Source organism: Neisseria sp. P0020.S005 (genome assembly GCF_051957055.1).
Lineage (GTDB): Bacteria > Pseudomonadota > Gammaproteobacteria > Burkholderiales > Neisseriaceae > Neisseria > Neisseria subflava_A.
This window is the reverse complement of record NZ_JBQCWV010000002.1, coordinates 125984-141480: the sequence shown is the minus strand read 5'-3', so window position 1 is coordinate 141480 and position 15497 is coordinate 125984. Positions and strand designations below refer to the sequence as shown.

14 protein-coding genes are annotated in these 15497 nt (G+C 50.8%); all 14 read right to left on the bottom strand.

The features are described from left to right. Positions 1-104: 104 nt before the first annotated feature. The 14 genes from bamA to nuoI all read right to left on the bottom strand — a co-directional run bounded on the left by bamA (position 105) and on the right by nuoI (position 15457). Positions 105-2507: an outer membrane protein assembly factor BamA gene (gene bamA / locus ACTHTU_RS02710; protein WP_440361689.1), complete on the bottom strand. Its 2403-nt coding sequence runs from the start codon at positions 2505-2507 to the stop codon at positions 105-107. Between the two features lie 3 nt (positions 2508-2510). Continuing rightward, on the bottom strand, positions 2511-3851 hold the full coding sequence (rseP, locus tag ACTHTU_RS02705; protein WP_440361688.1) for an RIP metalloprotease RseP: 1341 nt from the start codon (positions 3849-3851) through the stop codon (positions 2511-2513). 131 nt (positions 3852-3982) lie between these two features. Then, complete coding sequence (gene ispC, locus ACTHTU_RS02700) at positions 3983-5164, bottom strand: 1-deoxy-D-xylulose-5-phosphate reductoisomerase (protein WP_440361687.1); 1182 nt, start codon at positions 5162-5164, stop codon at positions 3983-3985. 117 nt (positions 5165-5281) lie between these two features. After that, positions 5282-6031 (bottom strand): SIMPL domain-containing protein, encoded by a 750-nt coding sequence (locus tag ACTHTU_RS02695; RefSeq protein WP_003747899.1) that lies wholly within the window; start codon positions 6029-6031, stop codon positions 5282-5284. A gap of 33 nt (positions 6032-6064) precedes the next feature. After that, positions 6065-6859 (bottom strand): phosphatidate cytidylyltransferase, encoded by a 795-nt coding sequence (locus ACTHTU_RS02690; protein ID WP_440361686.1) that lies wholly within the window; start codon positions 6857-6859, stop codon positions 6065-6067. Positions 6860-6864: 5 nt separating this feature from the next. Beyond that, positions 6865-7611, bottom strand: a complete 747-nt coding sequence (locus ACTHTU_RS02685; protein WP_070712378.1) for an isoprenyl transferase — start codon at positions 7609-7611, stop codon at positions 6865-6867. A 57-nt stretch (positions 7612-7668) separates the two neighbouring features. Next, positions 7669-8226, bottom strand: a complete 558-nt coding sequence (gene frr / locus ACTHTU_RS02680) for a ribosome recycling factor (RefSeq protein WP_049332978.1) — start codon at positions 8224-8226, stop codon at positions 7669-7671. Between the two features lie 175 nt (positions 8227-8401). Beyond that, entirely contained in the window at positions 8402-8701 is a 300-nt protein-coding gene (locus ACTHTU_RS02675) for a DUF2818 family protein (RefSeq protein WP_003686671.1), read from the bottom strand. 220 nt (positions 8702-8921) lie between these two features. Next, a complete protein-coding gene (gene nuoN, locus ACTHTU_RS02670) occupies positions 8922-10364 on the bottom strand; it encodes an NADH-quinone oxidoreductase subunit NuoN (protein ID WP_440361685.1) in 1443 nt (480 codons plus the stop codon). Positions 10365-10373: 9 nt separating this feature from the next. Beyond that, a complete protein-coding gene (locus ACTHTU_RS02665) occupies positions 10374-11870 on the bottom strand; it encodes an NADH-quinone oxidoreductase subunit M (protein ID WP_440361684.1) in 1497 nt (498 codons plus the stop codon). A gap of 95 nt (positions 11871-11965) precedes the next feature. After that, complete coding sequence (gene nuoL / locus ACTHTU_RS02660; protein ID WP_440361683.1) at positions 11966-13990, bottom strand: NADH-quinone oxidoreductase subunit L; 2025 nt, start codon at positions 13988-13990, stop codon at positions 11966-11968. 2 nt (positions 13991-13992) lie between these two features. Then, positions 13993-14298 carry an NADH-quinone oxidoreductase subunit NuoK gene (nuoK, locus tag ACTHTU_RS02655; protein WP_002215628.1) on the bottom strand — a complete coding sequence of 102 codons (306 nt, stop codon included), beginning with the start codon at positions 14296-14298 and terminating at the stop codon, positions 13993-13995. Continuing rightward, positions 14295-14966, bottom strand: coding sequence for an NADH-quinone oxidoreductase subunit J (locus ACTHTU_RS02650; RefSeq protein WP_070602272.1), 672 nt, complete (start codon positions 14964-14966; stop codon positions 14295-14297). Before ACTHTU_RS02650 ends, nuoK begins: the two co-directional genes overlap by 4 nt. Before the next feature lie 11 nt (positions 14967-14977). Further along, positions 14978-15457, bottom strand: a complete 480-nt coding sequence (gene nuoI, locus ACTHTU_RS02645) for an NADH-quinone oxidoreductase subunit NuoI (protein ID WP_002216341.1) — start codon at positions 15455-15457, stop codon at positions 14978-14980. Positions 15458-15497: the final 40 nt, after the last annotated feature.

Below are 15497 nucleotides of genomic sequence, written 5' to 3'. Positions count from 1 at the left end.
ATCCTTGCTTGAAAACAAACGGGCGGTTTGCAATAAGCTTGCCGCCAATCTGCCATGAGGCCGTCTGAAACGGACAAACCCAGTTTCAGACGGCCTAAACATCATCAGAATGTCGTACCGAGTTGGAATTGGAAGCGTTGGATTTCGTCGCCTTCTTTTTTCTTAATCGGATAAGCATAACTGAACTTCATCGGACCCAGCGGAGAGAGCCAAGTCACGGCAGCACCGGCAGAGTAACGCAATTCGTTTTTGAATGTCGATTTGTGCGTTGTGCCTACGCCATACACGTTTTGAAGCGCGCCATTGGTGTAATAAGAATTGCTGCTGCCGTCGTTGTAGGTTTTGTCGTCCCACACGCTGCCCGCATCGGCAAACAGGCTCAGACGGACAGTACGCGAGTCTTTAATGCCCGGCATCGGGAAGAGCAACTCTGCGGAAACGTTGGCTTTCTTGTTACCGCCGTAGCTGATTTTCTCGCCGTATTCGTCATAAACTTTCGGGCCCAGCGTACCGCTTTCAAAGCCGCGGACAGAGCCTAAGCCGCCGCCGTAGAAGTTTTCAAAGAACGGCATGGTTTTGGTTTTGCCGTAGCCGTTGCCATAACCGACTTCGCCACCCAGCATCAACGTGAAATCTTTGCTCAACGGGAAGAACCAAGTTTGGTTGTGGGTCAGGGTGTAGTATTGCAGGTCGCTACCCGGCAAGGCGATTTCGCCGTTTACGCCGGTCAGGTAACCGCGGGTCGGCCACAAGGCATTGTCGGTTTTGTTGCGACCCCAGCCGATGGTACCTTTGTACAACCAGCCTTTGAAGCTGCCTACGCCGCTGCCGTCGCCTTTACCGTATTGGTTGATAAAGTCGGCATAGCGTTTAGGCGCGCCTTTGTAGGTATTCACGGTCAGACGCTCTGCGGCCAAACCGAAATTCACACGGTCATATTCGGTAACCGGAATACCGATACGCAAACCGCCGCCGAAAGTCGTGGTTTTATACTGTTTCGCGCTGGAAGAAGCTTTACGCGGGTCGTAAGTCTTGCCGTAAAGGTCGTAGCCCAAGCTTACGCCGTCAGGTGTGAAGTATGGGTCGGTAAACGACAATGAGCCGTTTACTGTGGTTTTACTGCGGGAAGCACGCAAGGCAACGGATTTACCCGTACCGAACAGGTTGTCTTGAGCCACACCGGCAGACATCACCAAACCGGTATCCTGAACCCAACCTGCGCTCAAGTCGAGCGAGCCGGTAGAACGTTCGGTCAGGCTCATGTTCAGGTCAACTTGGTCAGGCGTATTGGCCACAGGAACCGCATCAAATTGAACGTTGTCGAAGTAGCCCAACAACTCAACGCGCTCTTTAGAACGTTGCAGTTTGGCAGAGTCGTAAGGCGCCGATTCCATTTGGCGCAACTCGCGGCGGATGACTTCGTCACGGGTTTTGTTGTTGCCAGTAATGTTGATTTCGTTCACATAGATTTTGCGGCCCGGTTGAACGGTCAGCACAAAATCAACAGTATGCGTTTCGGCATTTGGAATCGGTTGGACATTGATTTCGCTGAATGCGTAACCTGCCTGACCCATGCGGTTTTGAATGGCTTCGAGCAAATTGGACATTTGCGCGCGCTCATACCATTTGCCCGGCTTCATGGTCAGCAGTTTTTCCAAATCTTCTTTCGGCACTTCCAGCGTATCGCCTTCGATGCGTACATTGCCCCAACGGAAGCGGTCGCCTTCGCTGACGATTACTTTAATGGTCTGCTTGGTTTTGTCTTCGTTGGTTTGGATATCGGTATCCAAAATGCGGAAGTTGAAGTAGCCGTTGTTTTGATAGAAATTGGTAACTTTTTCCATGTCCTGAGCAAATTTTTGCTCATTGAACTGGTTGCTCTTGGTGATCCAAGTCCACATGCCGCCTTCGCTCAGGGACATTTGCTTCATCAGACGGCGGTCAGAATAAACTTCGTTGCCTTCAAAGGAAATATCGGTAATCTTGGTAGATTTGCCCTCTTCAATGGCAATATCGATAGACACGCGGTTGCGGGCGAGTTTGGTTACGGTCGGCGTGATTTGGACAGACTGTTTGCCACGGCTCAAATACTCTTCTTTCAAACCGGCAACGGCTTGGTTCAGCGTTGCTTGGTTGAAGTATTGGGATTGCGCCAAACCAAATGCTTCAAGGTTTTTCTTGATGGCATCGTTTTGCAGCATTTTCGCGCCAGTAATATTGAGCGAGCTGATGGTCGGACGCTCAATCACGGTCAGCAGGACTTGATTGTCCATGGTCTCGACGCGTACGTCGTCAAAGAAACCGGTTGCGTAGAGTTTTTTGATGATTTCTTCACTGCGCGCATCATTGAAATTATCACCGACTTTAACGGGCAGGTAGTTGAAGACGGTACTCGGCTCGGTGCGTTGCAGGCCTTCGACGCGGATGTCCTGAATGGTAAAGTCAGCCAATGCCAGCGGAGACAGGCTCAATACCATTAAAGCGGAAGCAATCTGGTTCAGTTTCATAAATTATCCAAACAAACGGTTGATGTCATTAAAGAAAGCCACAGCCATCATCAAAAGCATGGCTGCCAGTCCGAAGCGCAGGCCGACTGCCTGTATGCGCTCGCTCAAAGGCTTTCCGCGTATCCATTCGGCGGTATAGAAAACCAAATGTCCGCCGTCTAAAACGGGTACGGGCAAAAGGTTCAACACGCCTAAGCTGATGCTGACCAAGGCCAGAAATTCGAGGTAGCTCTGCAATCCGAGTTTGGCGGACTGTCCGGCGACATCGGCAATGGTCAGGGGGCCGGAAATATGGTTCAAAGAGGCATTGCCCGTAACCAGTTTTCCGAAAAATTTGAGGGTCGTCCACGAATAGTTGACGGTTTTGTTCCAACCCAATTCAAAGGCTTGGACAACGGAAGGCGTATAACGGTAGCGGATGGTTTTATCCCACTCTTTATCCGCTTGGGCGGCAAGCCCTGCTCTACCCACCAGCACGCCTGCCGACTGCTCGACGCTGTCCGGCCGGATAGAGGTTGCCAGCACTTTGCCGTCGCGCTCGTAAGTCAGTTCGATTCGTTGGCCGGGGCTGGCGCGGAAGAGTTCCATCCATGCCTGCCAGCTTTCGATGGGCTTCCCATCGGCGGTCAGCAGTTTGTCGTTTTCCTTCAAACCTGCTTTTTCGGCCGGACTGTCAGCCAAGACTTTGCCGATGCGGTTAGTAATTCTAAAAGGCAAAAGGCCGATGTTGCCTTGGTTTTTCGCAACTTTACCTGCTTCAGGCGTGCCGGCGGCATCAATTATGCGGATGGCTTGGGTATTTGAGGCCGTCTGAACAGCAACTTTTACAGGACCGGCTTCAAGGTTCAACACCATCTCGGTTTGCGCATCGCTCCAGTCTTTTACGGAGATTCCGTTGACCGATACAATCTTATCGCCTGCCTGAAAACCTGCTTTGGCGGCAATACTGGCAGGCTCGACCATGCCAACATAGGGGCGCAACTCGGTCACGCCGAAGGAAAAGCTCAAGCCGTAAAGCAAAACGGCCAAAATCAAATTGGTCAAAGGGCCGGCGGCGACAATGGCGATGCGCTTGGCCGGATGCTGCTTATCAAAGGCGTACGGCAAATCTGCCTCTGCCACCTCGCCTTCGCGCGTATCGACCATTTTAACGTAACCGCCCAGCGGAATCGGGGCAAGACACCACTCGGTATCGCCGCGTTTTCGGGTGAAAAAGGGCTTACCGAAGCCGACGGAAAAGCGCACGACTTTAACGCCGCACCAGCGGGCAACAATATAGTGTCCGAACTCATGCAGGCTGACCAAAATCAGAATGGCGACGATAAAGGCTAAAAAGGTTTGCAAAAAAATCCCCTGAGTGGAATGTGATCATCAACGGATAAGGCCGTCTCAAAACCGATTATAAAGGCAGTTGTTCCATTTTGTCTGCCTAAATGCCAAGCGGTTGACGTTTCAGACGGCCTGTCATTGAAGCTTTATTGTTTGCCGATAAAGGCTTCTGCCTGCCTGCGTGTTTGCGCGTCTTGCGCCAGCAGGCCTTCGATATCGTGACGGCCGTCTGAAAAATCTTGGGCAAGGCAGTGGGCAACGACTTTGGCAATATCGGTAAACTTGATGCGTTTATCTAAAAAAGCGGCCACGGCAACTTCGTTGGCAGCGTTCAACACGCAAGGCGCAGAACCGCCTGCATTCATGGCCTGATAGGCAAGTTTCAGACATAGGAAACGGTCAAAGTCAGGTTTTTGGAAGGTCAATGCGGACAACGCGCCGAAATCCAGTTCGCCCACGCCGGAATCGATACGTTCGGGCAGGCCCAAGCAATAAGCAATCGGCGTACGCATATCGGGATTACCCAACTGCGCCAATACCGAACCATCGCGATAACGCACCATGCTGTGAATCACGGATTGTGGATGGATGACGACTTCCAGCTTTTCCGGCGGACAGTTAAACAGCCAATGCGCCTCAATCAATTCCAAACCCTTATTCATCATTGACGCGGAATCAACGGAAATTTTGCGCCCCATGCTCCAATTCGGATGCTTGACCGCCTGCTCGGGCGTAATGCTGTCAAATGTACTTAAATCGGTGTTAAGGAAGGGGCCGCCCGATGCGGTCAGGATAATCGAATTGATACCGTGCTCATTCAGACGGCCTGTGTAATCCCTTGGCAATACTTGGAAGATGGCGTTGTGTTCGCTGTCAATCGGCAAGACGGTGGCGCCATTTTGACGGGCGGTTTCCATAAACAATGCGCCGGAAACCACCAGTGTTTCTTTGTTGGCCAGATAAATGGTTTTGCCTTTTTGAGCGGCGGCCAAAGCCGAGGGCAAGCCGGCCGCGCCGACAATGGCACACATCACGCCGCTGACCTCATCGGCAGAGGCGACATCAATCAGGGCTTGAGCGCCATATAAAACCTGCGTACTGATGCCTTCTTGTTTGAGTTTCTTTTCCAGCTCGGCCGCATGACCGGCATCGCCGACAACGGCATATTCCGGACGGAACTGTTTGCATTGCGCCGCCAGCTTGTCCACCTGCCTGTGCCCTGCCAGCGCGAACACGCGGAATTTTTCGTGATGGCGGGAGACAACGTCTAAAGTGCTTTCGCCTATGCTGCCGGTACTGCCTAATATGGTCAGAACTTGTTGTGTCATGGTGTGTTCTTTATGTGCTGTGCAAACAGTATTCATTGTGTTTGAAATAAATTTCTTTGCCGTTTCCAATTTTCAGACGGCCTTTTGCCTCCCAGCTGAAAAGGCCGTCTGAAAGAATTACTCAATGCCGTATTCGATGGTAACAACCAGTCGGACTTGTTTGCCGACGGTGCTTTTATCGTAAGAACCGCCGTATTCGTCATCCTCGCTGCTGCCGGTGTCGGCATAGATGTTGAACGAGCCTTGCGAAGCAGAACGCATGGCACCCACTTTGCCGCCGCCGGTTTTGGCAAATTCGGCCGCGCGTTTCTGCGCATCCTCAGTCGCCTGCGTAATCAAATCGCGTTTGATGGTTTCCAAATTGCCCAGCAAATATTGCGGATTGTCGAAGCGGATAAATTCGTTTTGCGCACGGAAATTCAAAATGGCGCGCTGTGCTGCTTGGATTTTGTCCAATTTTTTAGTGTTAACCACAATATTGAGGTCGCCATCGTAGCCGTTGGGCGTGCGGGTTACGTTGCCTAGTTCGTCGCGGGTTTCATTGAAAACGCGCGACACTTCAGGCAGGCCCACTTTCATTTCAGCCGCCGTAAAGCCTTGCTCGCCCAAAAATTTAGACAGCTTCTTGCGTCTTGCCGTCAGTAAATCCAAAACTTCCTGATAGCTCTCGCCGTGCGCGTTCACACCCGTATTCCACGTCGCGCTGTCGGATTGGAAGTTTTTCTCCGCCAGACCTTTTACAGTAATCGTCCCCGGCTGGCGCAGATTCTTAAACTGCACGCCCAAAATAAACGCCGCAGCCATCAATCCCAGTGCCAACAATACGCCCAAGATCGATAAAGATGAAATCTGTTTTTGTTCGGACATCATCAGCTCCCTCAACCACGTCAGACAGGCGGTTTAAAACAAATATACAAAAGCTGCATAAATGCTGATAACGGCGATCAGACTGTCCACACGGTCGAACACACCGCCGTGTCCCGGCAGCAGATTGCTGCTGTCTTTAATACCGGCCGCACGTTTGAGCCAGCTTTCCAGCAAATCACCGCACACGCTGACAACGGTCAAAATCAAGCCGATCAAAATAGTTTTTAACCAACCGGCTTCAAAAGCCAGCCAACCGGCTTTCCATACGATAGTCATGTACACGGCAACGCACAATGCGCCGCCGATCGCACCTTCCCAGCTTTTACCCGGGCTGATGGTCGGCGCAATTTTGCGCTTGCCAAACGACTTGCCGCAAAAATACGCGCCAATATCGGCCACCCACACCAAACCCATAATCGCCAATAAAGACAGCGCGTCTTCAGGCTGAGGACGCAGGTAAACCAGTGCGAACCAAAACGGCATCACCAACAACCAACCGACCGTATAAGCCTGCCAGTCGCCGTTTAACTTCCATTTCGCCTTCAGCCACCAAGGCATGACAATCAGCCAAAACGCCAATACGACATACCAAACCAAATCAGGCAACTGCCAACCGCCTGCATAGGCAATCACGCCAAACACCAGCGTTGAAGCCAAATAATGATTGATTTTCAGCTTGTCCAAGCCGCTCATACGGGCATATTCCCAGAAAGTCAGCATGGCAATCAGGCCGCAAAACGCCGCCCACAGCCACATAGGTGCATAAAACAGCATGCCCAGCATCAGTGGCAAAAGCCACAGCGCCGTCAAAATCCGTTGTTTCAACATAATTCTCAACCCCGTTGCTGCTCAACCGGCAGCTGTTCGGAAGTCCGCCCGAAGCGGCGCTCCCGTTGTTGGAACGAAGCAATCGCCTCGTTCAGCGATTTCTCATTAAAATCAGGCCACAGCGTATCCGTAAAATACAATTCCGCATACGCCATCTGCCACAGCAGGAAATTACTGATGCGCGTCTCGCCACCGGTTCGGATAAACAAATCCGGCTCGGGTGCATCGCCCAACATCAAATAACGCGACAACGCCTCTTCCGTAATCTCAGTTACACCCTCGGCAATCAACTGATTTGCCGCCTGCAAAATATCCCAACGGCCGCCATAATCGGCAGCAATGCTCAAAGTCAAGCCGGTATTGTTTGCCGTCAACGCCTCCGCCGCCTCAATCCCCTTCAGGATTTCAGCATTAAACCGCTCACGGCTGCCGATGACCCTCAAGCGCATATTGTTGTCGTGCAAACGGCGCACCTGCTTTTGCAAAGCCTGCAAAAACAGCCCCATCAGAAAAGAAACCTCTTCCTCGGGGCGTCGCCAGTTTTCAGTCGAAAAAGCAAACACGGTCAAATACTGCACACCCAGTTCAGCACAATGCTTCACCATGTTCTCCAGCGCATCCAAGCCGCGCTTATGCCCCATCACACGGGGAAGAAAACGCTTCTTTGCCCAACGTCCGTTGCCGTCCATAATCACAGCAATATGTCGGGGGATGGCAGAGTGTTCCAAAATCGTCTGCGTACTGCTTTTCATGTCTGCCTTTCAGGGAGCAAACCGTCCAAAGGCCGTCTGAACGGTTTGCACACAGGATTAAATCGCCATCAAATCTTCTTCTTTGGCAGCCAAGAGCTTGTCTGCCTCAGCAATGTATTTGTCGGTCAACTTCTGAACCGCTTCCTCGCCACGGCGTGCTTCATCTTCAGAAATCTCTTTGTCTTTCAACAATTTTTTGATGTGGTCATTTGCATCACGGCGCACATTGCGGATAGATACACGGCCCTCTTCCGCCTCACCGCGTACCACTTTGATCAAATCTTTACGGCGTTCCTCAGTCAACATAGGCATAGGGACACGGATCAAATCGCCGACAGAAGCAGGGTTCAGGCCCAAGTTGGAATCACGGATCGCTTTCTCAACTTTTGAAGCCATATTGCTCTCGAAAGGTTTCACACCAATCGTACGCGCATCCAAAAGCGTCACGTTCGCCACTTGGCTCACAGGCACCATGCTGCCCCAGTATTCCACTTCCACTTGGTCAAGCAGGCCGGTATGCGCACGGCCGGTACGCACTTTAGCCAAATTGTCTTTCAATACTTCCAGAGAACGCTGCATTTTGCCTTCAGCTGTCTTTTGAATATCATTAATCATCTTATACTTTCAATTTCATAGGAATAAAACAGGATTAACCGAGAATAGTACCGTTAAACCGCCCTCACGACAAGGCTTTACGCCCCAACAGCCTTGTTTTCTAACCGATATTTAACATCAAACAAAATAAAGGCCGTCTGAAAATCTTTCAGACGGCCTTTCCCTTATTCAAATCCTACTCTCTATTCCGCTCATTCCAAAAGTAACGCCATACGAAGCATGGGAAGGCAAAAATCAGGTAGAGGCAGACAACGGTCGCGTAAAACTCCCAGTCTTGGGCATGTACGGCTCCGGCGCGTGATTCAAGGATATAGGCGAGAATCGCGGTAAGTAGGAAGCCTGCCAGCAATTCGATCAAGTGATGGCCGATGTGTTTGCGTTTCAGGGCGATGATGCCGAAGAATTTGGTGGTAATAAATGGTGCGTTGGCAAAGATAAGCGCCAACAACAAAAGAATGTACATGGATGCGGTCATGGTGGTCTTTCTGTTTTCAGACGGCCTGTGTGTGATTTTAACATGTTAAATGGGCATTCTTGCCCATCATTATCCGTGGAATATTCAATATCTTGATGATACCCGCTTGATGATTGTTCAAAGGCTTGAGGCCGTCTGAACTTTGGGTATATTTCATCCGAATGCGAATCCTAACAAAAACGGCGACTTTGGAACAGCCGCCGTTGGTTTTGTTTGAAGCTTACAGGGTATTTTCCAATGCTTTGGCACACCAGTCGATAACGGTTTGCGGCATGATACCCCACAAGAGCAGCAGGAAAGCATTGACCGTCAGGACAAATTTGGCGGCATAGTTGCTGCCGACCGGCTGGTCATGATCCGGCGCATCGAAGTAGATAACTTTGACCACGCGCAGGTAGTAGAATGCGCCAATCAGAGACATGATGACGGCAAACACTGACAACCAAACATAGCCTTGTTTCAAGAGCGCCATAATCACACCGAACTTGGCGTAAAAACCCATCAGCGGCGGAATACCCGCCATGGAGAACATAGACAGCAACATCAGGAAGGCGAACCATGCATGGCGTTGGTTAAGGCCTGCGAGGTCTTTGATGTCTTCACACTCAATATCTTTGGTAGACAATACCATCAAAATACCGAAGCTGACTGCCGCCATCACAGCATAGGTAATGGCGTAATACAAACCTGCGGTAAAGCCGACTGCGCCTGCCATAAACGCCAACAGGATAAAGCCCATGTGCGATACGGTGGAGTAGGCAAGCATACGTTTGATATTGGTTTGCATAATGGCGGCAAGGTTACCGACAACCAAAGAAGCAACGGCAAGAATGGCCAACATCGGCGCCCAGTCTGAATGTATGGTACCCATACCGGTAACAAGGATACGGAACGCAAAGACAACAGCGGCAATTTTCGGAGCCGTACCCACAAAGGCGGTAACAGAGGTCGGCGCGCCATCGTACACATCGGGTACCCACATATGAAATGGAACCGCACCCAATTTAAATGCAATGGCGACCACAATAAACACCATACCCAATTTCAACAACCATTCATTGGCCTGTTCATTAAAAGCAGAAGCCAAGACGGAAGCAAAATCAAGAGAACCGGTGGCGCCGTAAACCATGGAAATACCATAGAGCAGCAAACCGGAGGCCAACGCGCCCAATACGAAGTATTTCAGCGCAGCCTCAGCAGAGCGGCCGGAATCGCGGCGCAGGGCAATCATGGCGTACAGTGACAAAGACAACAATTCCAAACCGATATACGCAGTAAGGAAATGTGCCGAGCTGACCATGACGCTCATACCCAACAGGGCAAACAGCGACAGGGTATAAAACTCGCCTTTGAAGATTTGGCGGTCTTGGTTGTACGGTTTACTGTAAATAAACAGACCAAACATCAGCGCATACAGCACCAGTTTTGCCAAACGGGACATGCCGTCTGCAATATACATACCATGAAAGGCATCGACACTGCCCTGCTCCCATACCGCCAATTGGGTAATAGCCACAATAATGACCGTTCCCAAACTCATCAGATGGGTCAGATAGCGGTTTTTATCGCAAATCCACAAGTCTGCCAGCAATACGACACCCAATAGCGCAAGCAGCACGATTTCGGGCATGGCGGGCATTAAATTCAAATCAGACCAGTTCATTTACACACCTCAAATCTTGCTTTGTGCCACATGGGCAATCAAATCGTTTGCCGCTTGATGCACCACTTCGATAAACGCTTGCGGATACAGACCCATGCCCAATACAGCAACCGCCAAAATCGCCAAAATCGCAAATTCGCGGCAATTGATGTCTTTCATTTCGGCAACGTGCGGATTATGGATCGCACCAAAAATAACGCGTTTGTACATCCACAGGGTATAAGACGCACCATAAATCAGGGTCATGGCGGCCAACGCGCCCACCCAGAAATTCACTTTAACCGCGCCCATAATCACCATAAACTCGCCCACGAAGCCGGAAGTCGCAGGCAAACCGGCATTGGCCATACCGAACAACATCATAAACGTTGCAAACTTAGGCATCACATTGACCACGCCGCCATAGTCGGCAATATTGCGGGTATGCAGGCGGTCGTACATCACACCGATACACATAAACATCGCGGCAGACACGAAACCGTGGGAAATCATTTGAATGATTGCGCCTTTCAATGCCCAGTCATTCAGTTGGCCGTCAACAAACAAAAACATCCCAAGCGTTACAAAACCCATATGGCTGATGGACGAATACGCCACCAGTTTTTTCATATCGGTTTGCACCAAAGCCACCATACCGATGTAAATCACGGCAATCAGGCTCAACACGATGATCACAGGGGCAAAATAGCGTGCCGCATCCGGCATAATCGGCAAGATAAAGCGCAAGAAACCATACGCACCCAGTTTCAGCGTAATCGCCGCCAACACCATCGAACCGCCGGTCGGCGCTTCAACGTGGGCATCCGGCAACCAAGTGTGCACAGGGAACATCGGCACTTTTACGGCAAATGACAGGAAGAACGCCACAAACAAAAGCTGTTGCACGCCCAACGGAATCTGTTTGATGTTTTGGAAATCGACAATAGAGAAGCTGCCTGTTTGATAGTACAGGTAAACCATGGCAACCAGCATCAAGAGCGAACCCATCAGCGTATAGAGGAACAGCTTGACTGACGCATAGACGCGGCGCGGGCCGCCCCATACACCGATAATCAGGTACAGCGGAATCAGCATACCCTCGAAGAACACATAAAACAGAATCGCATCCTGCGCGGCAAACGCGCCGTTAATCAAACCCGACATAATCAGGAAAGCGGCCATATACTGCGCCGGACGTTTCTGAATGACTTCCCAACCGGCCAATACCACCAACAGCGTAATAAACGCATTCAAGATGATAAAGAGCACTGAAATACCATCCACACCCAATGCGTAGTTGATTTTCAGAAGCGGAATCCACTCGTGGAACTCGGTAAACTGATAGCCGCCGCTCAAACGGTCGAAACCGGTAAACAGGGGCAGCGTTACCAAGAAACCGGCAAGCGCACCCATGAAGGCAAGCACACGCGCCAGCGGCGCACGGCTGTCTTTACCGGTCGCCAGAACCAGCACACCTGCGGCGATGGGTATCCATATTGCCAAGCTGAGTAGGTAGTTGGAAAACATAGTGGTTAACCTGTGGTTAAAATAAAAATGTGTTTATGTGGATATTTCTTCGTTTCAGACGGCCTGAAGGTTTAAGACCGTCTGAAACCTTATTCTTATCGGAACAATCCCCAGAAGGTCATGCCGAGCAGTACCAATACGCCGAATACCATAGCAGCGGCGTAGGTGTAGATAAAGCCGGTTTGGGCTTTACGCACTTGCGCAGCAATCGCGTCGACCAGTTTGGCGGAGCCGTTGACAATACCGTTGTCGATAATGGCGGTATCGCCGACTTTCCAGAAGAAGGTACCCAATGCGCGTGTGCCTTTGGCGAAAACGTTGAAATACAGGGCGTCGAGGTAGTATTTGTTTTCAAACAAAACGTAAACCGGACGGAACGCCTGTGCAATTTTCGCAGGCAGGTGCGGCAGTTTGACGTACAAAAGCCATGCGCTTAAGACACCTGCAATAGCAAGGTAGAGTACAGGCGAATGCAGGCTGTGCGACACCATTGCCAATGCGCCGTGGAATTCTTCTTTCATGATGTGCATAGTCGGATGCGCGTCGGCGTTGACGAAAATCACGTCTTTGAAGAAATCACCGTAAAGCATGGGTTCGATGGCAATGTAGCCGATGATGACGGATGGAATGGCAAGCAAAATTAAAGGCAGGGTAACAACCAGCGGGCTTTCGTGCGGATTGTCGTTTTTGCCCAAGCCGTGATGCTCTTCGCCATGATGATCGTCATGATGCTCAGGCAGGCTGCGCCATTTTTCTTCACCGTGGAATACCATAAAGTATTGGCGGAACGCGTAAAACGCGGTAACGAACACACTGGCGAGGACGGCGAAATAAGCAAATCCGCTACCCGGCAGGGTGCTGTATTTCGCTGCTTCGATAATCGAATCTTTGGAATAGAAGCCGGAGAAGAACGGCGTACCGATCAGCGACAAGTTACCGATCAGCATGGTCAGCCAAGTAATCGGCATGTATTTTTTCAGATTGCCCATGTGGCGCATGTCTTGGTCATGGTGCATACCGATAATCGCGCTACCTGCGGCCAAGAACAACAAGGCTTTAAAGAAAGCGTGAGTCATCACATGGAACATCGCCACGGAATAGGCAGACGCGCCCAGAGCCACGGTCATGTAGCCCAGTTGCGACAGGGTGGAATACGCAACCACACGTTTGATGTCGTTTTGAATCACGCCCAAGAAACCCATAAACAGGGCAGTAATCGCACCGATTACCATGATGACAGACAACGCAGTGCTGCTCATCTCATAAATCGGCGACATACGCGATACCATGAACAGACCGGCGGTAACCATGGTTGCGGCGTGAATCAATGCAGAAATCGGTGTCGGGCCTTCCATCGAATCAGGCAGCCAGACGTGCAGCGGGAATTGTGCAGATTTACCCATCGCACCGACAAACAGGAGTAAACAGGTTACAGTAATCAAAGACCATTCCACACCGGGGAACAGTTGGATAGTGGCCGTCTGAACATTAGGCAGATAAGCGAATACATCTTGATAGCGCAGGCTGCCGCCGAAATAGGCAAGCACCAAACCGATACCGAGCAAAAAGCCGAAGTCGCCGACACGGTTGATCAAAAAGGCTTTCAGGTTGGCAAATGTTGCGCTTGGACGTTTGAAATAGAAACCGATCAAGAGATACGACACCAAGCCCACAGCCTCCCAGCCGAAGAAGAGCTGGATGAAGTTGTTGCTCATAATCAGCATCAACATGCTGAAAGTAAACAAAGAAATATAGCTGAAGAAGCGTTGGTAGCCGACTTTTTCATCGTGCATATAGCCAATGGTATAGATATGCACCATCAGCGATACGCCGGTGACCACGACCATCATCATCGCCGTCATCGTATCGACCAAGAAGCCGACGGAGAAATCCAAACCGCCCATTGTCAGCCAGGTATAGACGTTTTCGTCAAACTTGGCGCGGCTGCCATTGAGGAATCCCCACAGCACATAAGCCGACAGCACGGCAGACACCGCTACGCCGAGTATCGTAACCGTATGCGCGCCGGCACGTCCGATTTTGTTGCCGAACAAACCCGCAATCAACGAGCCTGCCAAAGGCACAAGGGCAATTACCAAATATAAAGTCATGTCGTTCATGATTACCCTTTCAACTCATCCAAATCGGCAACGTTGATTGTTTGTCGGTTGCGGTACACCAATACCATAATCGCCAAACCGATGGCAGATTCGGCAGCGGCAACGGTCAATACGAAGAATACGAAAATTTGTCCGGCGGTATCGCCCAAATGTTGCGAGAAGGCGATAAAGTTGAAGTTTACCGCCAAAAGCATCAGCTCGATGGACATCAACAATACCAGCACGTTTTTGCGGTTCATAAAGATGCCCATCGCGCTGATACCGAACAGGAGCGCGCCCAATACCAAATAATGCGTCAAGGTAATCATGCTTTGCCCTCCTCTTTCGGCTTGAGGTCGTCTGAAACTTCGTTTTCTTCCGCAGATTCGGTTTGTGGTTTCACGGCTTCCATTTTCACCAGACGCATACGGCCTTGGTCGGCACGTACTTTAACTTGATCGGCAGGATCCATGCGTTTCGGATTGGTGGTTTTACGGTGAACCAGCGCAATCGCGGCCACCATACCCAACAGCAGCAATACCGCCGCCAATTCAAACGGCAACAGGTAGTCGGTATAAATACGGCTGCCCAAATCGCGGATATTGTTGTAATCGGCCGGAATGTCTTTCATCAGACCAAATGCGGCCAGGTCGGTTTTCGGGTTGACCAGAATCAGAATCAGGGCAACCGCCAACAATGTGCCGACCACACCGGCAACAGGCGCATGACGCCAGAAACCGGCGCGCATTTCTTCAATGTCGATGTTCAACATCATCACGACGAACAGGAACAACACCATCACGGCGCCAACGTAAACCACCACCAGAGTCACGCCCAAAAACTCGGCCTGCATCAGCATCCAAATCATTGCACTCACGCAGAAGGTCAGCACCAGATGCAAAGCGGCGTGAACAGGGTTTTTAGCGGTGACGGTACGAACCGCACCGTACAAAACGATGGCGGCAAGAATATAGAACAGAATCGCGGAAAAAGTCATTCGTCTGCTCCTTAACGATACGGCGCGTCGGCGGCTTTGCGTTTGGCGATTTCAGCTTCGTATTTATCGCCAATGGCCAAAAGAATCGGCTTGGTCATGTGCAAGTCGCCTTTTTTCTCGCCGTGGTATTCAAAAATATGGGTTTCCACAATCGCATCGGTCGGGCAGGCCTCTTCGCAGAAACCGCAGAAGATGCACTTGGTCAGGTCAATGTCGTAACGCTTGGTGCGGCGGGTGCCGTCTTCGCGTTCTTCCGATTCGATGTTGATCGCCATTGCCGGACAAACTGCCTCGCACAATTTACACGCAATACAGCGCTCTTCGCCGTTCGGATAACGGCGTTGCGCGTGCAGGCCGCGGAAACGCACGGATTGCGGCGTTTTTTCTTCGGGGAAGTAAATCGTGTCTTTGCGGGCGAAGAAGTTTTTGAGCGTTACGCCCATGCCTTTCACCAATTCGCCCAGCAGGAAGGTTTTTACTAAATTAGCCATTTTCGGATGCTCTTTTCGGATTGTTCTGTTTACAGGCCGT

Excerpts from the sequence above, each read along its gene's own strand:
- bamA (WP_440361689.1), bottom strand. The coding sequence starts at position 2,507 with ATGAAACTGAACCAGATTGCTTCCGCTTTAATGGTATTGAGCCTGTCT.
- ispC (WP_440361687.1), bottom strand. The coding sequence starts at position 5,164 with ATGACACAACAAGTTCTGACCATATTAGGCAGTACCGGCAGCATAGGC.
- ACTHTU_RS02695 (WP_003747899.1), bottom strand. The coding sequence starts at position 6,031 with ATGTCCGAACAAAAACAGATTTCATCTTTATCGATCTTGGGCGTATTG.
- ACTHTU_RS02690 (WP_440361686.1), bottom strand. The coding sequence starts at position 6,859 with ATGTTGAAACAACGGATTTTGACGGCGCTGTGGCTTTTGCCACTGATG.
- ACTHTU_RS02685 (WP_070712378.1), bottom strand. The coding sequence starts at position 7,611 with ATGAAAAGCAGTACGCAGACGATTTTGGAACACTCTGCCATCCCCCGA.
- frr (WP_049332978.1), bottom strand. The coding sequence starts at position 8,226 with ATGATTAATGATATTCAAAAGACAGCTGAAGGCAAAATGCAGCGTTCT.
- ACTHTU_RS02675 (WP_003686671.1), bottom strand. The coding sequence starts at position 8,701 with ATGACCGCATCCATGTACATTCTTTTGTTGTTGGCGCTTATCTTTGCC.
- nuoN (WP_440361685.1), bottom strand. The coding sequence starts at position 10,364 with ATGAACTGGTCTGATTTGAATTTAATGCCCGCCATGCCCGAAATCGTG.
- ACTHTU_RS02665 (WP_440361684.1), bottom strand. The coding sequence starts at position 11,870 with ATGTTTTCCAACTACCTACTCAGCTTGGCAATATGGATACCCATCGCC.
- nuoL (WP_440361683.1), bottom strand. The coding sequence starts at position 13,990 with ATGAACGACATGACTTTATATTTGGTAATTGCCCTTGTGCCTTTGGCA.
- nuoK (WP_002215628.1), bottom strand. The coding sequence starts at position 14,298 with ATGATTACCTTGACGCATTATTTGGTATTGGGCGCGCTCCTGTTCGGT.
- ACTHTU_RS02650 (WP_070602272.1), bottom strand. The coding sequence starts at position 14,966 with ATGACTTTTTCCGCGATTCTGTTCTATATTCTTGCCGCCATCGTTTTG.
- nuoI (WP_002216341.1), bottom strand. The coding sequence starts at position 15,457 with ATGGCTAATTTAGTAAAAACCTTCCTGCTGGGCGAATTGGTGAAAGGC.